24 protein-coding genes and 1 pseudogene are annotated in these 23614 nt (G+C 36.3%); 16 read left to right on the forward strand and 9 right to left on the reverse strand.

The genetic code is table 11. From position 1 onward, the window contains the following. Positions 1 to 70: 70 nt before the first annotated feature. Entirely contained in the window at positions 71 to 676 is a 606-nt protein-coding gene (locus AC1RNS_RS00410) for a trimeric intracellular cation channel family protein (protein ID WP_492989995.1), read from the reverse strand. A gap of 270 nt (positions 677 to 946) precedes the next feature. Here AC1RNS_RS00410 and AC1RNS_RS00415 point away from each other — a divergent pair, with 270 nt between their 5' ends. The 6 genes and pseudogenes from AC1RNS_RS00415 (at position 947) to AC1RNS_RS00440 (ending at position 5266) form a co-directional block, all read left to right on the forward strand. Beyond that, the gene (locus AC1RNS_RS00415; protein WP_492989997.1) at positions 947 to 2197 is read left to right on the forward strand and encodes a methionine gamma-lyase family protein; all 1251 of its coding nucleotides are present in this window, start codon (positions 947 to 949) and stop codon (positions 2195 to 2197) included. A 157-nt stretch (positions 2198 to 2354) separates the two neighbouring features. Beyond that, positions 2355 to 2729 carry a MerR family transcriptional regulator gene (locus tag AC1RNS_RS00420; protein ID WP_492989998.1) on the forward strand — a complete coding sequence of 125 codons (375 nt, stop codon included), beginning with the start codon at positions 2355 to 2357 and terminating at the stop codon, positions 2727 to 2729. A gap of 61 nt (positions 2730 to 2790) precedes the next feature. Further along, a complete protein-coding gene (gene glnA, locus AC1RNS_RS00425) occupies positions 2791 to 4125 on the forward strand; it encodes a type I glutamate--ammonia ligase (protein WP_492989999.1) in 1335 nt (444 codons plus the stop codon). A 134-nt stretch (positions 4126 to 4259) separates the two neighbouring features. Then, positions 4260 to 4642: pseudogene (locus tag AC1RNS_RS00430) on the forward strand (Type 1 glutamine amidotransferase-like domain-containing protein); the annotation flags it as partial. Then, entirely contained in the window at positions 4629 to 5045 is a 417-nt protein-coding gene (locus AC1RNS_RS00435) for a hypothetical protein (protein ID WP_492990460.1), read from the forward strand. The pseudogene AC1RNS_RS00430 and the gene AC1RNS_RS00435, both read left to right, overlap by 14 nt. A gap of 65 nt (positions 5046 to 5110) precedes the next feature. Beyond that, a complete protein-coding gene (locus AC1RNS_RS00440; RefSeq protein WP_492990000.1) occupies positions 5111 to 5266 on the forward strand; it encodes a hypothetical protein in 156 nt (51 codons plus the stop codon). 504 nt (positions 5267 to 5770) lie between these two features. Here the strand turns inward: AC1RNS_RS00440 and AC1RNS_RS00445 are convergent. Beyond that, the gene (locus tag AC1RNS_RS00445) at positions 5771 to 6121 is read right to left on the reverse strand and encodes a CotD family spore coat protein (protein WP_492990002.1); all 351 of its coding nucleotides are present in this window, start codon (positions 6119 to 6121) and stop codon (positions 5771 to 5773) included. Positions 6122 to 6503: 382 nt separating this feature from the next. On the opposite strand from AC1RNS_RS00445, the gene AC1RNS_RS00450 reads away from it, so the two are divergent. The 6 genes from AC1RNS_RS00450 to AC1RNS_RS00475 all read left to right on the forward strand — a co-directional run bounded on the left by AC1RNS_RS00450 (position 6504) and on the right by AC1RNS_RS00475 (position 11962). Then, a complete protein-coding gene (locus tag AC1RNS_RS00450) occupies positions 6504 to 7505 on the forward strand; it encodes an ABC transporter substrate-binding protein (protein WP_492990003.1) in 1002 nt (333 codons plus the stop codon). A 116-nt stretch (positions 7506 to 7621) separates the two neighbouring features. Beyond that, complete coding sequence (locus AC1RNS_RS00455) at positions 7622 to 8638, forward strand: FecCD family ABC transporter permease (RefSeq protein ID WP_492990005.1); 1017 nt, start codon at positions 7622 to 7624, stop codon at positions 8636 to 8638. After that, positions 8631 to 9671 (forward strand): FecCD family ABC transporter permease, encoded by a 1041-nt coding sequence (locus AC1RNS_RS00460; RefSeq protein ID WP_492990006.1) that lies wholly within the window; start codon positions 8631 to 8633, stop codon positions 9669 to 9671. Before AC1RNS_RS00455 ends, AC1RNS_RS00460 begins: the two co-directional genes overlap by 8 nt. A 56-nt stretch (positions 9672 to 9727) precedes the next feature. Then, positions 9728 to 10555, forward strand: a complete 828-nt coding sequence (locus tag AC1RNS_RS00465; RefSeq protein ID WP_492990008.1) for an ABC transporter ATP-binding protein — start codon at positions 9728 to 9730, stop codon at positions 10553 to 10555. Further along, positions 10552 to 11319: an IucA/IucC family C-terminal-domain containing protein gene (locus tag AC1RNS_RS00470; protein ID WP_492990009.1), complete on the forward strand. Its 768-nt coding sequence runs from the start codon at positions 10552 to 10554 to the stop codon at positions 11317 to 11319. The genes AC1RNS_RS00465 and AC1RNS_RS00470 overlap by 4 nt, the downstream gene beginning before the upstream one ends. Positions 11320 to 11518: 199 nt before the next feature. Then, a complete protein-coding gene (locus tag AC1RNS_RS00475; RefSeq protein WP_492990011.1) occupies positions 11519 to 11962 on the forward strand; it encodes a DUF4362 domain-containing protein in 444 nt (147 codons plus the stop codon). Positions 11963 to 12028: 66 nt separating this feature from the next. On the opposite strand, the gene AC1RNS_RS00480 is transcribed toward AC1RNS_RS00475, so the two are convergent. The 4 genes from AC1RNS_RS00480 to AC1RNS_RS00495 are packed head-to-tail and all read right to left on the reverse strand — an operon-like array spanning position 12029 to position 14681. Further along, positions 12029 to 12733 carry a CPBP family intramembrane glutamic endopeptidase gene (locus AC1RNS_RS00480; RefSeq protein WP_492990013.1) on the reverse strand — a complete coding sequence of 235 codons (705 nt, stop codon included), beginning with the start codon at positions 12731 to 12733 and terminating at the stop codon, positions 12029 to 12031. Between the two features lie 23 nt (positions 12734 to 12756). Further along, complete coding sequence (locus AC1RNS_RS00485; RefSeq protein WP_492990015.1) at positions 12757 to 13455, reverse strand: hypothetical protein; 699 nt, start codon at positions 13453 to 13455, stop codon at positions 12757 to 12759. Beyond that, positions 13452 to 14318, reverse strand: a complete 867-nt coding sequence (locus AC1RNS_RS00490; RefSeq protein WP_492990016.1) for an ABC transporter ATP-binding protein — start codon at positions 14316 to 14318, stop codon at positions 13452 to 13454. The genes AC1RNS_RS00485 and AC1RNS_RS00490 overlap by 4 nt, the downstream gene beginning before the upstream one ends. A 3-nt stretch (positions 14319 to 14321) precedes the next feature. Continuing rightward, entirely contained in the window at positions 14322 to 14681 is a 360-nt protein-coding gene (locus AC1RNS_RS00495; RefSeq protein WP_427547830.1) for a GntR family transcriptional regulator, read from the reverse strand. Between the two features lie 409 nt (positions 14682 to 15090). On the opposite strand from AC1RNS_RS00495, the gene AC1RNS_RS00500 reads away from it, so the two are divergent. Continuing rightward, entirely contained in the window at positions 15091 to 15342 is a 252-nt protein-coding gene (locus AC1RNS_RS00500) for a phage holin (protein ID WP_492990018.1), read from the forward strand. 92 nt (positions 15343 to 15434) lie between these two features. Beyond that, on the forward strand, positions 15435 to 17534 hold the full coding sequence (locus tag AC1RNS_RS00505) for a DUF2339 domain-containing protein (protein WP_492990020.1): 2100 nt from the start codon (positions 15435 to 15437) through the stop codon (positions 17532 to 17534). 69 nt (positions 17535 to 17603) lie between these two features. Here AC1RNS_RS00505 and AC1RNS_RS00510 read toward each other — a convergent pair whose 3' ends face one another. From AC1RNS_RS00510 to AC1RNS_RS00520, 3 genes are read right to left on the reverse strand one after another with little or no spacing between them, the layout of a single operon-like run. After that, on the reverse strand, positions 17604 to 19247 hold the full coding sequence (locus AC1RNS_RS00510) for a bactofilin family protein (RefSeq protein WP_492990022.1): 1644 nt from the start codon (positions 19245 to 19247) through the stop codon (positions 17604 to 17606). Between the two features lie 31 nt (positions 19248 to 19278). Continuing rightward, positions 19279 to 19710 carry a PulJ/GspJ family protein gene (locus AC1RNS_RS00515; protein ID WP_492446213.1) on the reverse strand — a complete coding sequence of 144 codons (432 nt, stop codon included), beginning with the start codon at positions 19708 to 19710 and terminating at the stop codon, positions 19279 to 19281. A 7-nt stretch (positions 19711 to 19717) separates the two neighbouring features. Then, entirely contained in the window at positions 19718 to 20179 is a 462-nt protein-coding gene (locus AC1RNS_RS00520) for a type IV pilus modification PilV family protein (protein ID WP_492446211.1), read from the reverse strand. Positions 20180 to 20584: 405 nt separating this feature from the next. Here AC1RNS_RS00520 and AC1RNS_RS00525 point away from each other — a divergent pair, with 405 nt between their 5' ends. Together AC1RNS_RS00525 and AC1RNS_RS00530 are read left to right on the forward strand one after the other, a co-directional pair. Further along, positions 20585 to 21913, forward strand: a complete 1329-nt coding sequence (locus AC1RNS_RS00525) for a G5 domain-containing protein (protein ID WP_492990025.1) — start codon at positions 20585 to 20587, stop codon at positions 21911 to 21913. A gap of 18 nt (positions 21914 to 21931) precedes the next feature. Further along, positions 21932 to 23602 carry a GspE/PulE family protein gene (locus AC1RNS_RS00530; RefSeq protein ID WP_492990027.1) on the forward strand — a complete coding sequence of 557 codons (1671 nt, stop codon included), beginning with the start codon at positions 21932 to 21934 and terminating at the stop codon, positions 23600 to 23602. The last annotated feature ends 12 nt before the right edge of the window (positions 23603 to 23614 follow it).

Below are 23614 nucleotides of genomic sequence, written 5' to 3' on the forward strand. Positions count from 1 at the left end.
TTGTAGTACCAAAAAGTATAACAAGTCCATATATTGGAACTATTTGGGCTTGTTACTATTCATAAAATGGTTATGCTCGATTCAGCTTTCGTAAAGGCAAACGCCATTTCTTCATATAGGAAAGAATTCTTAGCACTGTAATCATACCAAATAATCCATATAAAAAGAGGTCGCCTGTTAATACTTCTAGACCAATCACGAGTCCTGCTAGAGCTGCCCAAACACCATAAATTTCATCACGTAATACAAGGGGCTTGCGTCTTGCTAATAGATCTCGAACAATCCCACCTCCTGAACCAGTTAAGACAGCAGCTACAATAACTGCACTAATTGGCATGTCGAGCTTTACAGCATAGAGTGCGCCCTGAATAGCGAATGCAGATAAGCCAATTGCATCTGTGAAGTTTCCCCATCGATGCCAATGCTGAATTAGATGATGTGGAAAAATAAAAAATATAGTAATCGCCGCAAGCGCAATTTGGAACATCATATCCTGTCCCCATAACGTTGTAACAGGTAAGCCAATAAGCAAGTTACGAATTGCTCCACCCCCAAAGGCAGTGACAATACCGAGTATATAAACACCGAATAAATCGTATTCTTCCTCCATCGCGATAATTGCCCCAGAAATAGCAAAGGCAATTGTTCCAATAATACTAAAAACCTCCCAAGCCATCCCTTTTCACCCCTTCTGAAAAATAATGTACTTTCTCATTAAAGTTAAAGAATTCTATTAAATGTAACAGAATCTATGAATTTTGTAGTCGAAATATCGAAAATAATGAAAGAAGTCCGCACATTAGCTTAGCGCATATTACGAGTAGAAACAATAGGCAAGTTTTGCAGACACATCTACAAATTGTTAAGATGAGATAGGAGTAAAGTGAAAACTTCAATTTGTGGGTATGGTGCCCACAATTGAACAAATGTGAATGGAGAAGAATGAATGACTTTTACAACGAATTTAACAACAGAAACGTTAGCATTAGCTACCGAAATAGAGGAGAAGGTTTACCCGTTTCATAGGAAGGTAGACGATATGGCGTTCTTTAATCAACAAAAGGTGCTTGCAGCTTTTAGGAAGCATCAAGTTAGTGACTATCATTTACATCCTTCTAATGGATATGGTTATGATGATGAGGGGCGTGACAATTTAGAGCGTGTTTATGCAGAGGTTTTTGGAGCGGAGGCTGCCATCGTACGTCCACAGATTATTTCGGGGACACATGCCATTACGCTTAGTCTATTCGGAGTGCTGCGACCAGGTGATGAATTGCTGTATATTTCAGGTCAGCCATACGATACATTACAATCCATAGTAGATGGCGGTGACAAGGATACTGGTTCATTAAAGGATTATAAAATCAGTTATCATCATGTGGATTTAATGGCTAATCAAAAGATTGATTGGGACGGTGTAGCGGCTGCTATTACAGAGAATACAAAAATGATTGCTATTCAACGTTCAAAGGGCTATGCAACACGACCATCCTTTACTATTGCAGAAATTGCTGATATGTGCGTGAAAGTCCGTGAATTAGCACCGCAGGCTATTATCTTTGTCGACAATTGCTATGGTGAATTTGTGGAGGATCAGGAACCGACAGAGGTAGGGGCAGATTTAATGGCAGGCTCTCTGATTAAAAACCCAGGGGGAGGATTGGCGAAAATTGGAGGCTATATTGCTGGTCGCGCTGATTTAGTTGAAAAATGTGCCTTTCGTATGACGTCACCTGGTATTGGCGCTGAAGCAGGTGCAACATTAAATACGCTGGGCGATTTTTATCAGGGCTTTTTCTTAGCGCCACACGTTGTAGCACAAGCATTAAAAGGCGCCATTTTCACAGCTGCAATGCTAGAAGAAATTGGTATGTCTACGACACCAAGCTATGATGCGAAACGAACAGATTTAATTCAATCTGTTTCATTCCAAACAGCTGAACAAATGATTGCCTTTTGTCGTGAAATTCAAGCAAACTCACCGATTAATGCCCATTACGCACCAGAGCCAGCCTATATGCCAGGCTATGAGGATGATGTCATAATGGCAGCAGGTACTTTTATTCAAGGTTCGAGTATTGAGCTTACAGCAGACGGTCCTATTCGTCCGCCATATACAGCATTTATTCAAGGCGGCCTCACATATGAGCATGTAAAATTCGCCATTTGTAGTGCTGTTCAAAAAATTCAGAAATAAATAGGTAAAAAACTATTCAAATCATGATTCTGAATAGTTTTTTACAATTTTGTAGCAGTCGAAAAAAATATTAAAAATCGATGTTAGGAAACCTTACATCTTTGTTGACAGTGTAAAAATTTCGTTATATGATAAGCGGGTATTGGAGGGGACTTAAATGAGTCGTGAAATTAGACGAACTATGCCGTTATTATCCATGAGTATCGTGATGCAATTGACCGAGCTTTCGGCACGCCAAATTCGTTATTATGAAGAACACCATTTAATTGAGCCGCACCGAACAGATGGCAATCGTCGAATGTTCTCATTAAATGACGTCGATACATTGCTAGAAATAAAGGATTATTTAGAGCAGGGAATGAATATGGCAAAGATTAAAAAATTATTTGCTAAAAAGAGTGACCCTGTAACGACAGATGAGCCAGATTTAAGTGACTCAGAATTACGTCGCATTATGCGCGAGGAAATGCGTCAAGCACAACGCATGCAAAAATCATCCATTCGACGTGGGGATTTATCCCGATTCTATTAAAAGCCTTTAATAGGGTAGGGTAAAGATAAAAGCTAGACAAATTATAGGAGTGTGGAAAACTGTGGGTAAATACACAAAAGAGGACATTAAACGTCTAATCGAAGAAAAAAACGTAAGCTTTATTCGTTTACAATTTACGGATATACTTGGCACAATCAAAAACGTTGAGATTCCTGTAAGCCAATTAGACAAAGCGCTAGAAAATAAAATGATGTTTGATGGTTCATCTATTGAAGGTTTCGTTCGTATCGAAGAATCAGATATGTATTTATATCCTGATTTAGATTCGTTTGTAGTATTCCCTTGGACTTCTGAAAAAGGGAAAGTAGCACGCTTCATTTGTGATGTCTACACTGCTAAAGGCGAACCGTTTGCTGGTGACCCACGTAATAACCTAAAACGTATCCTAAAGAAAATGGAAGATATGGGCTTCACAAGCTTCAACTTAGGGCCTGAACCAGAGTTCTTCCTATTCAAATTAGATGCAAAAGGCGAACCAACACTAGAAGTAAATGACCACGGTGGTTACTTCGATTTAGCGCCAACTGATCTTGGTGAAAATTGCCGTCGTGATATCGTATTAGAGCTAGAAGAGATGGGCTTTGAAATCGAAGCTTCTCACCATGAGGTAGCTCCTGGACAACACGAAATCGACTTTAAATATGCAGATGCTATTACAGCTTGTGATAATATCCAAACGTTCAAATTAGTTGTAAAAACAATTGCTCGTAAACATGGCTTACACGCTACTTTCATGCCAAAACCATTATACGGTGAAGCTGGCTCTGGGATGCACTTCAATGTTTCGTTGTTTAAAGGGAAAGAAAATGCATTCTACGATGAATCGACTGAACTAGGTCTTTCTGATACAGCTATGCAATTCATGGCAGGAGTTATTGCGCATGTTCAAGGCTTCACAGCTGTAACAAACCCTACAGTTAACTCTTATAAACGTCTTGTTCCTGGTTACGAAGCACCTTGTTATGTTGCATGGTCAGCACAAAACCGTTCACCACTAATTCGTATTCCATCAGCTCGTGGTCTGTCAACACGTGTAGAGGTACGTTCTGTGGACCCAGCCGCTAATCCATATTTAGCAATGGCTGTTATTTTAGAAGCGGGTCTAGAAGGGATTCGTCAAAACCTAACTCCACCAGCTGCAATTAACCGTAACATTTATGTGATGTCTGAAGAAGAACGTAAAGCAAATGGAATTGAAAACTTACCACCAGCTCTTGATGACGCGTTAACATTACTAGCTAAAGACAAAGTAGCTCAAGAAGCGTTAGGTGAGCATATCTATGCAAACTTCAAAGAAGCAAAAGAAATCGAGTTTGATATGTATCGCACTACTGTTCATCAATGGGAACGTGACCAATATTTAAAAATGTACTAATAAAAAGCGTTGGATCTGTATGGGTCCAACGCTTTTTTTCTGCAACTATTGGGGCAGGGCTAGTTCAAAAAGGGTTTACTTAAATACTTGTATAACTTTTTACCTAATGTTATTTTCTGGAAGTGGTTTTTTAGATGAGACAAATAATTGCACTTGGTGGTGGCGGTTTTTCAATGGAACCAGATAATCCATTATTAGATTTATATATATTGAACCAAGTTGAGAAATTTGAGCCTAACATTTGCTTTATCCCTACCGCAAGTGGAGATGCCGATAATACATATTAAGGTATTATAATTTTTTTAATCACCAAAATTGTGATCCATCCCATCTTTCACTATTTAATCCCCCAACCAGGGATCTTGAAAGTTTTATATTAGAAAAAGATATTGTTGATGTTGGTGGAGGAAACACTAAAAATCTTTTAGCTTTGTGAACAGAATGGGGATTAGATCATGTTTTAAGAAAAGCGTGGAACCAAGGAGTGATTTTAGCTGGGGTGAGTGCAGGCTCTATTTTATTACTCAAAAAAGAAGAAAATACGAGGTTGGAAAAGACATAAGAGAAAAATTAAAAGATGGAAGCAAAATGCAATAAATTTAGATATGGACTATTTAAGGAATTACCACAGACAATACGAAAAATTATGGATTCATCCCTTTTATGCATGGGTACGAAAAACCCCTCCCAATTGGTATAATCGGCTTTTACTTGATGCAATGATTGAAGTTTACCTAGAGTGGCATCAAAAAATGATGGATGAAAATGAAGAATTTTATTTAAAAATCTGGCTGTATGACCCTAATTTTATCAATTCACAAATTGTCGTTGCATATAGAGATTGTCTTGATTTCTATAATAAATCCTTCAAACAAGGGAAGAAAACAAGGAATTCCCTTTCTATAAATTTCATTCCTTGAGGGACAAGTTAGAACAATTTCAATGGGATTTGAACATAGAGATTGATTATTACGATGAAAACGACTTGAATGATTGGTTAGAAGAAGGAAGTTTAACTGAAAAAGAAGTATCAAAAATTAAGGGAAATGCCTACGAAACCATAAAATTTGAAAATGAATTTGGGGGTTTCCTGCAATATAGTCTCGACAAAGGAGATGTTTGGGTAGGGACTTTAAAGTGAGAAAGATAATACAGTAATTGTTGAACTAACGAGGTGTTAGTTGAACGCATGAAGTTCTATTATTGTGGTAAATGAGGTCATTTGTAGTACATAAAAGGATAGGTAAAGCAGATATCCTTACTGCTTTCCTATCCTATTTTTTTACCCTGTATAATGTGTGACATTTGATATATTAAAAGAGGGTTAAATTATTTACTTTACTTTTAATGGAAATTATATTCTGAGCGTTTTTTTCTTACTATTTATATTTGTTTATTAATTGTTGAAATACCAAACTTTCAAGTCTCCTCTTTAGTTGATCAGTCGTTAGTGACTCAATATCCTTCTTCATTTGACTTAGTAGTATTCAAAAAGAGTCCCTTGAACATTTAGTTTTTCAACACTATTAAGACTGAATCCAATATTGGATTTCAGTCTTAATTTTTCTTAATTAAAATGTGCAACCTTTTATGATAATCATAAATAAATTTTTAATAAAAAATTATAGCCTCATCGCTTATTTCATTAATAGCCCATATGTTTATGGTGGTACGGCATATGACCGTGGTGATGTGGCATAGGGCAGTGATGCTGCGGCATGTGACAAGGATTAGGCGGCATACCGCAAAGTGTATGATTTTCGCAACATTCATTCACGACAGATTCAGTACATGGGAAATAGTATTGATGATCGATCATATGTTTATTTACATTTGTAATATGTGTTGGTTGTACATGTGGTACGACAGTATGGATATAATTTGTACGAACATATTGCTCTGGTGGCATAAATTGTGGTGGATCAAATTGTGTTGGCATTGCTTGTGGTGGACAGCAATGTGGACCTTTCCCATGGTGACGCATACGTTTAAACATGGTTATTACCTCCTGTTTTAATAAGTTGTGGTTCATTATTAAGATATGAGGGCTATGTCGATAGGGTCTATTTATTTGCCTACTAACTATTAGATAAATCTCACACATCAGTGAAAATCGAAACTTATGTAACATATGCCTAATATATCCTTATAGCTTATTTAGATGAGTATATATACCTTTGTTTCAGGTGATTTTCTTTATCAAAAGAGATTAATTTGTATATTTGTATAATAAGCAGCTAATTAAAAATAAAATATTATTAAAATTATTAAAAAGGTACGTTTTTTATAAAAAAAGATATTGTAAATACATTTTTTGTACAGTATACTCTTCTAGTGATAATGATTATCATTGTTGATTATTATTTGGGAGGACATATATGTCGAAACTTACATTTAACAAAAGAAATTTTTATTTGCTTTTCACACTATTACTATCATTCGCATTTTTACTAGCTGCTTGCGGGGATAAAACATCGAAAAGTAGTGAACAGGAAAATAAAGCATCAGAAGAAGGAAAAACAGAGGAAGCAAGTCGTGAAATTACACATGCGATGGGCACAACAACAGTAAAAGGAACACCTACAAAAATAGTAACGCTTTATCAAGGTGCTACCGATGTGGCAGTTGCAATGGGTATTAAGCCAGTGGGTGCAGTAGAGTCCTGGGCAGAAGCGCCTATCTATAACTATCTTAAAAATGATTTAGACGGTGTAACAATCGTTGGGCAGGAAACACAGCCAAATTTAGAAGAAATTGCGAAGCTTAAGCCTGATTTAATTATTGCTTCGAAAGTGCGTCATGAGGAAATTTATGATCAGTTATCTCAAATTGCACCAACAGTTGCCCATGAAACTGTTTTTGATTTCAAAGGAACAGCAGAAATGATGGGTCAAGCAATGAATCAAGAAGATAAGGTCAAAGAACTATTAGGAAATTGGGATAACCGAGTGGCAGATTTCCAAACAAAAATTAAAGAAAAGCTTGGGGACCAATGGCCACTACATGTGTCAGTTGTTAATTTCAGAGCAGATCATGCACGAATTTATGTTACAGGCTTTGCAGGATCGATTTTATCAGAACTTGGCTTCAAGGGACCTAAAAATCTAACAGATGATTCATTAGAGATTGTAAAACTAACTGACAAAGAAAGTATTACACAGATGAATGCAGATGTGATTTATATGTTTATGGAAAATGATGAGGCTGTTAAAAAAGTTTATGAAGAATGGACAAATCATCCATTATGGAAAGAGCTTGATGCAGTCAAAGCAAATCAAGTATATCAGGTTGATGAAATTAATTGGAATCTAGCTGGTGGTATTCTAAGCGCTAATTTAATGCTTGATGATATTTATGACAAATTTGAAATAGAAAAATAATGGCAAGTAAGGGCTGTATCTTTAGTGACAGCCCTCTTCTTGTAGATAGAAAGCTTTATATTTAAACTGCAAGCTAGTTTTTGAGATAAATTGTGGATGAAGAAAGTTGGCATAAAATGAGAATTATTCTTTCCAGTACCCCAATGAAAAAAATTTGCTTACTAATAAGCTGTGTATTGCTTTTTTGCACATTTATATTAAGTATTGCACTTGGTCAAACCTCAATATCATTAGAGGTTATCTATCAGGCATTTTTTCATTTTAATGATGCAAATACAGACCATGTCATTATAAGAACTTCTCGTTTGACACGCGCTATTATTGCTGCGGTAGTTGGTGCCAGCCTTGCCATTGCTGGGGCTTTAATGCGTGCATTAACAAGAAATCCGTTAGCGGCACCTGATATTTTAGGTATTAATGCAGGAGCTATATTTTTTATTGTCAGCGCGATTACTTTGTTTTCAATAGATTCCTTAATGAGTTATATGTGGATTGCCTTTTTAGGGGCAGGTATTGCAGGAGCAATGGTTTTTTTCTTAGGATCATTAGGAAGAGATGGTTTATCACCCATCAAAATAGTATTAGCAGGTGCAGCGATTACAGCCTTATTCGTATCGTTTACACAGGGGTTACTTGTGATTGATGAGCAGGGCCTACAAAGTGTTCTTTTTTGGTTAGCAGGGTCAGTGTCAGGACGTAGCATTGATATGCTCTTACCTGTTCTTCCATTTATTTTAGTTGCAACCATTGTGTCAATAGTTATGGGAAGATCCATTAATGTCTTGCAATCTGGTGATGATATTGCAAAAGGGTTAGGGCAGCGAACAATTATCACTAAAATTATGCTAGGAATAATTATTATTGTGCTTGCAGGTAGCTCTGTAGCGGTAGCGGGCTCAATCGGCTTTATTGGTCTGATCGTTCCGCATATAGCAATCGGGCTTGTAGGTTCAGATTTTCGCTGGATTATTCCTTATAGTGCAGTGTTTGGGGCTACATTACTGCTGTTGGCTGACATAGCAGCTAGATTTATAATCATGCCATTGGAAATGCCAATTGGTGTTATGACTGCTTTAATTGGTGCTCCTTTCTTCATTTATATTGCACGAAAGGGGTTAGCGAAAAATGCCTAAGTACATGACAATACGCTCAAAATCTGATCGTATTTCGTTTCAAATTGCTTTAAAAACATGCTTGATCACTCTAATTCTAAGTCTTTTATTAGTCCTATTAACGATTCTTGGCTTATCAGCTGGCAGTGACTTTATTCATCCATGGATTGTTATTCAGGAATTGTTTGGTTACGGAAGTGGGGACTATAATTTTGTTTTACATACATTAAGACTACCTAGAGTATTGATGGCTTTGTTAGTCGGTGCAGCACTTGGTGTTGCGGGCTTAATCTTACAAGGAATTATTCGTAATCCACTTGCAGCTCCAGATATTATTGGAGTAACGAGTGGAGCATCAGTTGGGGCGATTGTTTTTATCGTGTATTTTATGGGAACAGTCAGTATTCAATTTTTACCCCTAGCAGCAATAATAGGTGCTTCGATCGTGTCGTTTATCATCTATCTTCTTTCCTGGAAAAAGGGTGTAACTCCTATACGTATGGTGTTGATTGGTATTGGGATTTCGGCACTAGCAAAAGCGATGGTTACCATGCTGCTCGTTATTAGCAATGTGGCTGCCACCACGAAAGCATATTTATGGTTAACAGGAAGTTTATATGGGGCTAATATGCAAGATGTTTTTCTATTGCTTCCATGGGTTTTAGTATTATTACCATTGACTTTCGTAATGGCTAGAATTGTAAATGTTAAGGAATTGGGAGATGATATTGCAATCGGACTAGGTGTAAAAGTTCAGGTCTATCGTTTATTCTTTTTACTGATCAGTGTTATGCTTGCAGGTTCTGCTGTAGCCTTTGCTGGTGGAATTGCTTTTGTCGGATTAGTGGCACCACATATGAGTAGAATGCTTGTTGGACGCTCCTTTGCCGCTTTAATTCCAGTAACGGCTATTATCGGTGGCATTATTGTTATAGCAGCCGATATTGTGGCTCGAACAGCCTTCTTACCTAAAGATCTACCAACAGGTGTATTTACGGCAGCTATCGGTGCTCCATTTTTTATATATTTATTGTTTAAAACACGCAATCAATAAATGCTTTTTAACAACGGCTACAATAGCTAAAGAGTATAAAAGAGGGTGACAGGATTTTGAAAAATGTTTTAAAGGCTCATGATTTAAGCGTATATTATGGGGAGAATAAAATTTTAGAGAATTTAAATTTGCAAATACCTAAAGGGAAAATTACCGTTTTGGTAGGTGCCAACGGTTGTGGAAAATCCACACTTTTACGAACCTTTGCACGCTTAATAAAACCGAAAGCTGGTCAAATTTTCTTAGAGGATGACGTAATCCAAAAAATTCCCACAAAGGATATTGCAAAGCGTTTAGCGATTCTACCACAGGGACCTGTTGCACCTGAAGGATTAACAGTCTTACAATTAATTAAACAGGGGCGCTATCCTCATCAAAGTTGGTTAAAGCAGTGGTCTAATGAGGATGAAATAATTGTAAATAAAGCGTTAGAAGTAACACAGATGACTGATTTTGTAGATCGATCAGTAGACGCTTTGTCTGGTGGTCAGAGACAACGTGCTTGGATTGCGATGACCTTAGCACAAAAAACGGATTTAATTTTATTAGATGAACCAACTACTTATTTAGATATGGCTCACCAAATAGAAATATTAGATTTACTATTTGATTTGAATGTCGAAGAAAATCGTACAGTTGTTATGGTACTACATGATTTAAATTTAGCATGTCGTTATGCCCATCATATTGTCGCAGTACGAGATAAGCAAATATACGCTCAAGGTAAACCTGAGGAAGTTGTGACAATGGAGATGGTGCAAAATGTATTTCGAATGAACTGTACGATTATTAAAGATCCAATTTTCGGGACACCATTATGTGTTCCTCATGGTAAGGGACGCACAGTAGTAGAAGAGGAAAGTGGGGAGGCAAGCATCAGGTGAGTTTAGATCTTACAGCTGATGAAATAGCAGTATTAACGCAAGGGTATAGACTTACAATCGAACAAAATTCAGATTTAATTTATTCAATTCCTGCAAAGAATTTACTAGACACAGATTTTTGCCTAACTTATTTACAAGAAATTGCTTCCTTTTTTAATTCTTCTTCTATACTTGTTACGGCATCGTTATTTGCTAAGCGCTATAGTGTATTGACAATGGCCTCTGCACTTTATGCAATGTCAAGGTTTGAAAAGGGGCTGAATGTTGACATTGAAAATGCTTGGATTGAATCGAATAATAAGGAAAAGCCGTGGCTTCCCAGCATAAGATTAATAGATTGGTCAACTTCACTCCCCATACAAAATCGGCTAGCCTGGCGTGATCAAATTATGCAACATATATTTGCCAATAACCTTGAGAGAGTTTGGCGGATATTAGCGACAACTGCTAAAATTCCTAAAGCGACTCTATGGGAAAACACAGCCATCTATGTGAATTGGCTCTATGAAACAAAAATAAGAGAAGAAGCGAATCCACTAGAAATAGCTCGTTTAGAGGATGATTATTATTATATAGCGTTTCAGGCATCAGGCGATCTATTTGGTGAGAGAAAAAATCCATTAACAAAATATTGTGATCCCAAGGTATTTGTTAAAGATACTGATATGCCTATACGATTAAGAAAAACCTGTTGCTTTTATTATTTAAGCTCCGACGAAGCGAATGATTACTGTATAACCTGCCCAAAAATAAAACGAATATAATTGCCTCTTTACTCTCCTAAAAAAGTGGATAAGCACCCGAATTTTAACTGTGTGTTTATTCACTTATTTTTTTATCCCACTTACTGTATTAAGTGTATAAATGTTATGAACGAAAAAGAACTAAACTTGCATCTTAATATATTTTTCGTTATGGTAAATATTGTATTGAAATAAGTGGTCATAGAAAGGGGGTTAAGCCTTGCTTAAAAAAATTTTATTCTTGTTAATGGTTTTAATCATTTTAACTGGGTGTTCCTTAACAGGTGGATACGACTCCACTAAAGCGATTAAAAGAGGGGATATTACAATTTTACATAACGGAGTACATAATTTAGAACGATTTGAACAATTTCTTGAGCATCTAGCTAATAATCAAGAGGATACTGTTCGAGTGACTGCATATACAAAAGAGGGGGATCCCATCTTCGCAGATTTACATTTTGATGGGAATGACATTCAATATACGCATGATAATTCACATGATGCATTTGGAGGGCAGGACAAAGGGCAAGAGACAGATGTTTGTAAAAATATAATGTCTGGCATTAATGATCAAAATGAAGTGGAGTATGTTTTAGTTGACTGCGCGAATAATGGGGAAATTTCTCTTTTTCAAGTAAATGAAAAAGAGGCAAAAAAGTAATATCAAACCTCATAAAAAGATGCCAAGTCTTCTCATCAAATGACCTGGCATCAGGAGAATATACTATTAGATGACTACTTTTTTCTTCACACGCTTCCATAATAGTAGCATATAGACAAAAAGTATAATTATAATCATGTATGCATACAACAAAGAGCTTTCTTCATTGCCCATAAAGTTAAAGAAATTATTCAAGCCATGGAACAATATTGTTAGAATGATGGATTGACCATCTAAAATTAGTAAAGAAAGTACGAGGCCAACAAGTAGTGCATAGATTATTTGGATAACTGTATCTTCAAGAGATTGACCACCAAGTAACTGTAGGGCATGTGTGACACTAAATAGGAAACTTGATACCCAAACTGCTGTAAAAGGCCCTTTTGCTAATAGCATCCGTAGCATGATGCCTCTAAAAACCGTTTCTTCGATAAAAGCTACGACAAACAATTGCATGATCAACATCACGATTAAATGACTAAAGGATTCTGTATTCAAGCCTTTTGTACCGATAAGAATGATACATAAAATGAAAATCAGTGGGCTAACGAGTAAAATATTACTTTTATTAAAAGCTAAAAAGAAGTATTGGTGCCAATTCTTTTTCACCCCAATGTATACAAAGAGCCCTACCGCTAGAGGTACTAGCAGCACAAATTGGAGAAAGGGGCTTGAAGGTTGTTGAATGGAAACGTAGGCACCATTCAAAACATAGAAAAATATAAGAAGAAGTTCTAAGCCAATTATTTTAATTAACATTTTTTTTGCCATCTAGCTGATCCCTTCTTTTTGAATTAAGCAGGATGCACTGAAGCTCTCCGTAAAGCTAGTGTGATGATAAAGTACAGGAGAACACTAAATACGAATAGACTGCTTACTATTGTAATAGCTGATAGTTTTGAAAACAGCTCAAACAATGTAGTGTACCACTCGAAAATGACCATAGTAATCGGAATTAAACAAAGTAGCCCGATAAAGCTATAACCACCAATCGTTCCTAAACGATAAAAGACAATGTTTAACAATAGCCCGGAAGTTAAAGAGAATAGTAGTAATACCGTGTCCAGTGCAACTGTGTCGATAAATGCAGTGGAATTTCCGAAAAAGTATATTGGATGTATAATAAGTATTTCTTTGATTTTTAGTAATGCTGAGAAGTAATTAATGACTTTATGCGTACAAGTAATGATTACAGCGCCAGCTAGGCTCCAGCAGATAAAAAAGAGACCAACATTGACCATATACTGCGTACGACTTATTCCGAGCTTTAAAAAATAAGGCAAGGTTTTATTTAACAACTTTGATGCCGTTGTACTGTAAAAGATATAGACTGGAATAGAAATCGTAATGGCGAAAGAAAACAAGTATTGCCCAAAAAAAGTATCTATGAAAAAAGTCAATAGAACGATAGCGAATAAAATGCACCAAAAAATAATGTTTTGCTTTTTATAGCTTTGAAATAGAATATAAAAACTACCCTTTATTGTATTCATTTAATAGCCCTCGCTTTCTGCTGCTTACTTAAATACACCAACATATCCTGTAATGAAACACGCTCAAGTTTAATATTTTGCCCTTCAATATGGCGGCCATTGCTATAGATTACCGCTGTTAATTCCTGCATAAACATATGTTGATAGATAACCTCTAGCCCTTGTATTGCCCGCTCAACATCTGAAGCGTTTCCTTTTACCGCCACAATATGCTGATGCCATTCCTCTGCTGTTTTTTGAAGTAGCAATTGCCCTTCATTTAAAATAAGAATCTCCTCGAACAGCTCACTCGCCTCATCAATTAAATGCGTGGATAAGATAAAAAGTCTTGGATTTTCGGTTTGTTGCTCAATCAATAAATCATAGAATGTATTTCGAGCAGCCACATCAAGTCCAATATAAGGCTCATCAAAGATTGTTATTCCTGCATTGCTTGCAAAGCCTGTAATAATGCCTAATGCCGAAACCATTCCCTTTGATAAGCTACGAACTTTATCCTTGGGGTTTAATGCAAATACCTCAAGTAGCTCTCTTGCAAGCGTTTCATCCCATTGTGGATAAAAGAAACTATTGGCTTTCAATGTTTGGGCAATGGTCATTTCCTCCTGAAAATTACCACTTTCTGCGATAAAGCAAATGTCACGTAAAGTTGCAGGTGCATTAAAGACATTTTCTCCATTGACAGAGATGCTTCCACTAGTGGGGGTAATTAGTCCAGCTAATAAATTTAAAAAAGTTGTTTTACCAGCACCGTTATGACCTAAAAACCCAATAATTTTAGGTCCCTCTATCGTAAATGTGACATTTGTTAAAGCTTTTTTATGTTTAAATGTTTTGACAACATTTTTTATTTCGACTTTCATACACTAGCTCCTTTGTAACATATTTTGTAATTCTTCATTGGATATACCCAGTCTTGTTGCTTCCTTCTTTAATGGCTCTATATGCTGCTGAAAGAAACTTTCCTTACGCTCCACCAGTAAAATTTCACGCGCATCTGTACTAACAAACATGCCAACACCACGTTTTTTATAAATAACACCTTTATCCACTAATTCGTTCACGCCTTTCCCAGCGGTTGCAGGATTAATTTGATATTCCTTCGCAAATTCATTGGTGGAGGGAATGCGATCTTCAGGCTGCAGCTGTCCATCTAGAATGGCATCCTCTATTCGTTCACGGATTTGCTGGAAGATAGGCTTTTCATTGTTTAAAGAATGAATCACAATCCACCTCCTTTGTTAATTGGTTAATTACTCTTGTAACTAACTGTATAACGTAAGGTTTTTTTTGTCAATGCTTTAGATGGAAAAATTTTAATGTTATAGAAGTACAGATAAAAGTGTACAAAGCATTATTTAGGGAATTAAGTAATTACAAACTATTTGAAAAGCTAAGAGGAATTCTTACTAAGCAAAACCAGAACTCATTGTACTAGACCTGATTTTTATCCACATTGTTTTTTATGGTGATTATTGCCCTATAAAATAGTATTTATAGAGTAGATTTGTGTTTCTCGTTAAAGTAAATTGTTTATTTAAATCCCTTATTTCTATAGTTCGAGCTCCATTTTTGCATATGTGTTAAGTTTTCACTGTGCATATATTGTAGAGAGAAGGGGGGAGGTGAGCTTCTATGAAAATTAATTGGAGGATTCGTCTTCAGCATAAGCCATTTTTATTGGCACTGTTTTCATTGATTTTATTACTCGCACAGCAAGTTGCAGCTATTTTTGGCTATGATTTAACGAGTGCAATGAGTGAGCAGCTAACATCCATCTTAAATACTGTCTTATCAATTCTCGTATTAATGGGGGTTGTTGTAGATCCAACTACAAGGGGAACGAAGGATAGTGAGCGTGCTTTAATGTATCGGAGACCTAGATAGTAATAGTATAAATATGATCTAAAAGTATAATTTTACACCTTTTAAAAAGATGTTATAATGTAAAAAAATGATAAAGTAGGGAGGATGATGGGATGTCACTTGAAATGGAGCAAAGGATTGCCAAGCTTGAGAAGGAAATGATGGATTTAAGGCAGGAGCTGGATAGCTTAAAACAGCAACATTCTGTTGGTCAATCAACAACAATAAATGCTAGAAAAATAATGATGGAACAATCTTCATCATTGGCAGGACAAAAACCAACTATTACTTCCAAGCCAAAAGCAAAGCCAATACCTGAAAAAAAGAAGCAACCACAGCAATCGCTGGAGGAACGTATCATGTGGGCTTTACCAAAAATATTTATGGTCATTTTAGTGATGGGGGTGCTTTGGGGTCTTAAGCTCGTCAGTGATTATGGTTATTTATCGAATGAGGTTAAAATCATCCTCGCCTATTCATTATCGATTTTCTTAGCCGTACTAGCATATGTGCTGGAGCATAGAAAAAAGGGATCTCCAGCTATCACCATTTCCTTATATGGTGGGGCATTTATCGTAGGAATTCTAACAACAGCGGCCAGTGCAATATTGTATGAAATCATTGGCTTAACACTGGCACTCATCATCGCCATCATTTATATCGGCTATGGGATTGCCATTAGTTACTTGAAGAAAAATGAAATATTAACAGTGTTTGTAGCCTTCACTTCACTCTTGCTACCGTATTTACTAGAATATATGGATTTTAGTGCTGTTATTATCTTAATTTATGTTATTGCGTTATTTACAATGCTACAATTTGTCATATATCAGCATAAGCAAAAACTAGCTCTCTATATAGCAACCTTTTTCTCTATGCTAGCTGTTAGCATTATCGCGTTTATGAACATCGACAATCGAGCTATAATGGCGTTTGGCTTGATGACTGTATTAGCTATTTACTATACGAGTTGGTGCCGTTTATTTCAAACTGAATCTAAATGGAAGCATATTCATGTTGGTCTTCAATTTAGTCTAGGCATTTTTAGCTTATTGCTTATGAACCTGATGATTAGACCAATCGAATATAGCGAAGCGCTTTTACTTGTATTGGTCATCTTGTTTGCGACTTTAGCGGGTTATGGCTATAGGCAAAAATGGCAGGAGGCATTTGATAGTGCCATCACACTCGCATTTATCGCCCTATGTAATATGCTACTTGTTATGAATGTTCCAGAGAAAGTAGAAGATTTGCTATTACCGTTTATCGCATTTACAGGTGTTATGATGAGCTTACGTTTACGAGCAAGCTTGATGAAGGTCGTCAGCTCCATGATATTTACGATTACTATTATCATAAGCTTTATCATTCATGAGCCGACACCATTTTTCAGCATTTCCCATGTTAACTTACTAATGCCAGCCATCTATCTGCTGCTTATTTATCTATATGCAATGCGTCCAAAAGAATCACTTACGGTATTTGAAAAGCTGATGAAGGATTTATATATAATAGACTTTTTAGCGGTCATAACAACAGGTTACTTCTTAGCCTATATTAGTAAGCTTGATGCAACTTATTTTGTGGGTGTTAGTAACACCCCACATATGATGTGTATCATGTTGGCTGTCTTATTTGCGGCATCCCTTCTAGTGTCAACAAATTATAAAGGACGCGCATTAACACCAGTACTTGGCGCATTTTTCCTGCTTTTCACGCTCTCAATCGGTATCCTTCCAGCCGAAATGCAGGGAATTGGATGGCTTCATCTATTAACAAGAATCATTTATATTGTTGTGCTTGTGGCAATTTTACTAGATGTACTGATGAAAGGCCGTATTTATCAAATTTACCAACAACAGATGGAGAAATATGTAGATTCAACAATTAGTGTCGGCATCGTGTTGATAATGCTATCTGTATGGGGATTCGTGCATCAGCTAGCCTACAATAATCTACTAGACTGGAAGCTTAGCATCGCACTTTCTACGATTACACTTTTTGTAACAGCCAGTATCGCCCTATGGCTTAGTACGGTGCGCAACTTACGAACATTACGCTTAACCGGCTTTACTATCTTAGTTATTGCGTTTATTAAGCTTATCTTCTTTGATTTATCTGCACTCGATCTATTAATACGAGCTGTTCTATTTATTGCGATTGGTGGGATAGGGTTATTGTTGTCAGGTAGGTTGTTGAGGAAGGATAATTAGGGGAATTTGATAGGTTTAGAAAAACACATGGACAATTAAAATATAATTTATTGTCCATGTGTTAATTTTTTACTTTTCTAGTATGATTTCTTCGATAATATTTTTTTTAGGTGGAGAAGGAGGTACGTTTGGATTATTACTGCCTCCTGGATTATTTGACCCGCCGTTATTTCCTGGTGAAACAATGCTTTCACCAAAAGTTACTGAGGCACCTCCATCAACAATAATAGTATCGGCTACAATGGCACCTTTAATATGAGCTCCAGCCTCCACTTTAACGTTAGCATTAGGAGCTATTATATGTTGACCCGTTGAAGTAAATCCTCCATTAAATGTGACATTATCCCCGCCTGTATAAATATTTCCTTTTACGCTAGCCCCAGCAGCGAATGTTAAATCAGCCTCTTGAGCATAAAAGGAGCCTGAAATTTTAGTATCAGCAGAAAAATTAACTGGAGCTGTGCCACTATACGAAAAATTCACCTGATTTACATCGCCATTTTGGTTAAATGAACCAGTAATATTTACAGAATTTTGAACATAAATATTTAATTTCCCTGTTCCTACTATTTCAATATGTCCTCTTAAAATATCAAGGTTTTCAATATACAGGTCCTTATCTGTATCTCCAACATTAATAATTATTTTATTGTTTTGATCGACTTTAAATTGTTTAAAATGTGTATCCCCTGTTAAATTAAGTGTGTAATTATTTGTCATCCAGTTATCTGCTTGGAAATTGCCATTATTAATAATATTAGTTTTATTCCACTGACTAGCTGCGACTTCTTCATTTGGTGGATAATTTAACTGAGATAGATCATTCATTTTATCGCTAGGAAATGGTGCAAGTACATTGCCCGCAGGAAAATCCTTTGCTGCGGTTACTTGATTTTTTAAGTATTCTAAGCCTGGATTATCAACATTAAAATTTTCAGAAGAAGTGCCTATACTCCCGGTGATAGATGATCCACCGGTTAATGAAATGTTACCTCCAGCACTTGCCACATTCCCATCAATTTTTCCTCCAGCATTTACAATTATATTGCCTTTTGTTTGCACAGTAAAATCACTTGGAACATAATGATTTTCATTTGAATTACCATTTGAGCCCCCATTATTAGAACCCCCGTTGTTAGTTTCTTCGTTATCATTTGAATTTGTATATTCTAATGCGATTTTTATGCTTTGTTGCAAGGTTCTTTCTATGGATGTTCCTTCAAATTGCCCTGTTGATTCAATCACATATTGAAGTTCATTTTGGTTTATTTTCTCTAATGTAAGATTAACTATTGCTTTAGGTGTTTTTCCAAATTGATTTTCGAAATCAAGATTATTAATTATATCTTTTTTATCGTTCTCGGTTGTAGGATAGCCCAGTGAATTTAATTCAACGATTAAAAAGTTACTGAATTCTGGTTTAGGTTTATTTGGTTCTTTTTCAAAAGCGAGTTTTGCCTCATCGTATTTTTCAACTGCCGCATTATAGGCAGTTTCTATATTTTGATTAAAATTTTCACGTCCATAATTCAATCCAGCTTCCGCAATATAGTAGATAGATTGGTCATCTCTTTCATGAGCAGAAGTAGTTAATGTATTGTTAGAGAATCTTAAAATACTTAATCCGAGCACAGTTACTAAAATAATAGTTAAAAAGACGAGTAGAAAAGCATAGCCTTTCTCGTTTCTCAATAAAGATGTATGTCTTTTCATAAAACTCCCCCTATTTTCTAATTTTTTGCGATTATGGTTTTTTTCTTGATGTTAATTCTGTTCGTATTTCTTGATCGTGTTTGCTTTTTAAACGTATAGTAAGGGTAGAGCTACTCTCTTGGTTACTAAGTTCGAATACTTCTATATCAGTGGCGATAGTTTCACCATTACGTGTAATTTCATTGTCAGAAAGTACGTATGTTTGCTCAATCTTTACCCCATCGACTATAGTTGTAAAAGTGTAGGTAGCTTCGTCAAATTTTACTGATTTCCGAAAATCCTTCGTAATCAACTTAAGAACAATAGATGTATTCTGTAACTCTTTATTTTTAGTTAGTTGTTTTTGATAAGTAGATGTGCTAAATCCTAATATATTCATTAAAAGAACGGAAATGATACTAAATATGACTAATACTGCTAGCACTTCAACTAGGGTTAAACCCTGTTGCTGTTTAATTCGCATATGTTTATCAGCCTCCTAACTTGTATCTGTTTTCTATCTTGCTTTTTAACGTTTCAGTCCCATTAACTTCCTCATAGACTTCTACAACAATCGTTGTTAACTGTAATTCTGGATGAACATTGTCCTTCTCCATTTTTAATTTTATTCTTATATTATCTTTTTGCTTTTCCCAAGAGTTTAGATTTCCCACATATTCAGGTTCTGATGGGGTAGAGGATCGACTTTGCTCATTTAACTTACTTACAATTTCTTCAGGTGTGTTATAAATTCTATGTTTATAGATGTTTTCCATTTCCTTTTGCGCAATATAGGTAGCATTTACAATATCTCCAGAGGTTGCTGTTGTTTTATTAGATTGCATAAATAACCCCATGAAACTCAAAAGTATGATAGAGATTAAAACAATTGAAGCGATAACTTCTACTAAAGTAAGACCTTGTTCTTGATTAACATAACTAGTCTTTCTCATTTTTCTCCTCCCAAAATAAATAATTTTTTCTATAAATGACTCTTTTCAATTGAAATTTCAAACTACATTTTTTAATTGCAAAGATGTTTTAATTTATTAATTCTATTCATATATTTTTAATTACTTCTTCCTACTTCAATTAGAACCATTAAAGCCACTTTAATTGAAACTAGATAAAAATGACTATTAAGGGTATTATAACGAAATTCTGGAACTATATCTAATGGAATTTATCTTATTTTGTAATTCTATAGAACTACTTTTTGAATATTTTTTGAATGATTTCAGAAGTTTGAAAAATAAATCGGAAAAAAGTTGCATTTTTTGTAGTGTCAAAATACTATAGTTGTAGTATCATTTTGTATATAAATAGAAATTCCATTAGTGAATGGAAGGGTGAGATGGATGAAAACATACATAAAAATAATTAGCATCATATTGGCAATGGTTCTAATTGTAGGAATTTTTATTCCATCATTTGTGCTAAATGGCACAGTCTTTGCGAAGGAAAGTCCTGAAGATTCAACAATTGGTGGTATTTCTGTTGAAGGGCTAAATAAAGAAGAGAGCCTCCAAACTATTCGTGATGCGGTGGAGAAATGGCAGGAAACGCCCCTTGTTATTAGTGGTAGTGGTACTGAGCAGGAACTGGATGCACATGATTTACAGTTTGATATAGAGCAGGTAGTGTCTCAATATGAGGAGCTGTCAAAAAAGCCATGGTTTGCCTTTTGGGAAAGTAAAAGAACCGTTCAGCTTCCAATCCCAGTAATAGCTGGTGTCAATACAAAGAAAGCTGTGAAAAGTATGTCGCAATGGAAAACAGAGGAAACAATTGCAATGGTTCTTAATCAGGCTGGAAATTTAGGCAGCCATCAGATCAATGCAGAATTAGTAGATGTAAGTTCATTAGAGAATGAACGAATCGCTTTTCAAATAAGTGATATTCCGAAGAATGTTGACAATTTAGAGGGATTGCTTGATACGCTTAATAATCAGTTAATTGCACCGAATCAAAAAATGTCTCTACTGCAGTTGCTTGGAGAACAGGCGAATTCGGTTCATATAGAAACCCTTAATTTTATTGCCTCGATGGTCTATAGCACAATCCTACAAACAGATTATGCGATTGTAGAACGTCATGCTCAAGCCGTTCCACCCTCTTTCCTACAGCAAGGGTTGGAGGCAGAGCTGAATGTGGTGCTGGCCAAGGATTTGCAATTTGTAAATACTTCAGCTCAGCTTAATAAACTAAAAGCTACGATTGAAGGAAATCAGCTGAAAATTGAAATATGGTCTGCGGAAAAAGACAAGGAAGTGACCGTTCGTGTGACGAAGGATAAGATCGTCAGACCGAGAGTTATAGCTCGCTATTCAGATGAGCTAGCTGCTGGTCAGGAAAAGATTGAGCAGGAGGGGCAGGAGGGCGTTCGTATTGAAATTTATCGCTCCATCCGTGTTAATGGTGGCTCTTCGGAGGAACAGCTTGTTAGTCGAGACTATTATGCTCCTGTCAACCGTATTGTTGTACGATCATCTCGTAAGCTTGAAGCCGCTGAAAGTGTCGTGACAGATCAGCAAAAGACAGCAACAGATTCTGATTTACAGATGGATTTAGATGGTAATGGTTTACCAGATGCAAATACATCTACAACAGAACAGAAGCAAGATGGACCAGAAATTGTCTATGGCTACTATGATAAGGGTGGAAATTTTGTACAAACAAGTCCTTAAAAGAGAGGAGTACTTTTCATGGCAGCAAAAGCTGGACGGAAACGACTAGGTGATTTACTCGTAGAATCAGGTGTTATTACACCACAGCAATTAGAATACGCGCTAACTGAAAAGTCAAAAGAAGAAAAGCTTGGCGACTTTTTAATTAAAAAGAATTACTTAACAGAACAACAGCTTATTGAAGTCCTCGAGTTTCAGCTTGGGATTCCTCATATTAATTTAAACCAATATACGATTAGCCCTGATTTACTGCAGTTGATACCAGCAGAGTTAGCAAAACGGACGAACATTATGCCAGTTCGTAAGGAAAGAAATAAGCTCTTTATAGCAATGGCAGACCCGATGGATTACTTTGCTATCGAGGAAGTGCGTATGGCTACAGGCTGTCAAATTGAAACAAGTATTGCGGCGAAGGACGATTTGTATCGAACAATTACCAAATACTATGATCTACAGGAATCAATGGATGCAGCTCTATCTGATATGGCAACATCCAGCATTGATATGCAAACGGATATCGAACGTGAGGATTCACCAATTGTTCGCCTTGTTAATCAAATTATTGCAAATGGTGTGGCACAACGAGCTAGTGATATTCACTTTGACCCACAGGAAACTGAGCTGCGTGTACGTTATCGTGTTGATGGTGTCCTAAGAACAGAACGTTCCTTGCCAAAAAATATGCAAAGTGTTGTATTGGCCCGTATAAAAATTATGGGGAATCTCAATATTACAGAAAATCGAATTCCACAGGATGGACGTATTAAATCAACCATTAATTTCCGACCGATTGATATTCGACTTTCCACGCTACCAACCGTTTATGGAGAAAAGGTTGTAATGCGTATTTTAGATTTAGCAAACGCTGTAAACGGTATTGAGCAGCTTGATTTTTCTGATCAAAATGAAGCATTATTTCGCTCCATGATTGAGCATCCAAATGGTATTGTCCTGATAACAGGTCCAACTGGATCGGGGAAATCCTCCACACTTTATGCGGCATTAAATGAATTAAACGACGATGGTGTCAATATTATTACAGTTGAAGATCCTGTTGAGTATCAATTATCTGGTGTGAATCAAATTCAGGTAAAGGAAGAGGTTGGGCTCACATTTGCGACAGGGCTACGTTCTATCTTGCGTCAAGACCCAGATATTGTAATGATTGGGGAAATTAGAGATTTGGAAACGGCACAAATTGCGACGCGTGCATCCTTAACAGGGCATTTAGTGTTAAGTACCCTGCATACAAATAGTGCAGTCGATTCTATCTCACGCTTGCAGGATATGGGCATTGAATCATTTTTATTATCGTCTTCATTAGTTGGTATTATGGCACAACGTCTTGTTAGAAGAAATTGTAGGGATTGCTCTGAAATCTATACATTTACTGAATATGAGTTAGCTATTTTAAAAGATAACGGTATACCAGATATCACACATGGACGTAAGGGACGTGGCTGTGCGGCATGTAACTTTACTGGTTATCGCGGTAGGATGGCTATTCATGAAATCCTACCAGTTGATCGTCATGTGAAGGAATTAATTATCCATGAGGTGGGCGATCAGAAAATCAGAGAATATATGAAGCAGCAACACTTTAAAACATTGCTAATGGATGGTTTACAAAAGGTTGCAGCAGGACAGACAACAATATCTGAAATCTTACGTGTTGCAAGTAAAGAGTAGGAGGTGAGCCCA

The sequence above is a fragment of the Lysinibacillus sp. GW821-FHT14F06 genome (genome assembly GCF_058803665.1).

Coding starts and splice junctions, on each gene's coding strand:
- AC1RNS_RS00510 (WP_492990022.1), bottom strand. CDS start 19,247: ATGAAAAGACATACATCTTTATTGAGAAACGAGAAAGGCTATGCTTTT.
- AC1RNS_RS00445 (WP_492990002.1), bottom strand. CDS start 6,121: ATGTTTAAACGTATGCGTCACCATGGGAAAGGTCCACATTGCTGTCCA.
- AC1RNS_RS00525 (WP_492990025.1), top strand. CDS start 20,585: ATGAAAACATACATAAAAATAATTAGCATCATATTGGCAATGGTTCTA.
- AC1RNS_RS00485 (WP_492990015.1), bottom strand. CDS start 13,455: ATGAATACAATAAAGGGTAGTTTTTATATTCTATTTCAAAGCTATAAA.
- AC1RNS_RS00530 (WP_492990027.1), top strand. CDS start 21,932: ATGGCAGCAAAAGCTGGACGGAAACGACTAGGTGATTTACTCGTAGAA.
- AC1RNS_RS00415 (WP_492989997.1), top strand. CDS start 947: ATGACTTTTACAACGAATTTAACAACAGAAACGTTAGCATTAGCTACC.
- AC1RNS_RS00455 (WP_492990005.1), top strand. CDS start 7,622: ATGAGAATTATTCTTTCCAGTACCCCAATGAAAAAAATTTGCTTACTA.
- AC1RNS_RS00410 (WP_492989995.1), bottom strand. CDS start 676: ATGGCTTGGGAGGTTTTTAGTATTATTGGAACAATTGCCTTTGCTATT.
- AC1RNS_RS00460 (WP_492990006.1), top strand. CDS start 8,631: ATGCCTAAGTACATGACAATACGCTCAAAATCTGATCGTATTTCGTTT.
- AC1RNS_RS00500 (WP_492990018.1), top strand. CDS start 15,091: ATGAAAATTAATTGGAGGATTCGTCTTCAGCATAAGCCATTTTTATTG.
- AC1RNS_RS00450 (WP_492990003.1), top strand. CDS start 6,504: ATGTCGAAACTTACATTTAACAAAAGAAATTTTTATTTGCTTTTCACA.
- AC1RNS_RS00505 (WP_492990020.1), top strand. CDS start 15,435: ATGTCACTTGAAATGGAGCAAAGGATTGCCAAGCTTGAGAAGGAAATG.
- AC1RNS_RS00520 (WP_492446211.1), bottom strand. CDS start 20,179: ATGAGAAAGACTAGTTATGTTAATCAAGAACAAGGTCTTACTTTAGTA.
- AC1RNS_RS00490 (WP_492990016.1), bottom strand. CDS start 14,318: ATGAAAGTCGAAATAAAAAATGTTGTCAAAACATTTAAACATAAAAAA.
- AC1RNS_RS00420 (WP_492989998.1), top strand. CDS start 2,355: ATGAGTCGTGAAATTAGACGAACTATGCCGTTATTATCCATGAGTATC.
- AC1RNS_RS00515 (WP_492446213.1), bottom strand. CDS start 19,710: ATGCGAATTAAACAGCAACAGGGTTTAACCCTAGTTGAAGTGCTAGCA.
- AC1RNS_RS00480 (WP_492990013.1), bottom strand. CDS start 12,733: ATGGCAAAAAAAATGTTAATTAAAATAATTGGCTTAGAACTTCTTCTT.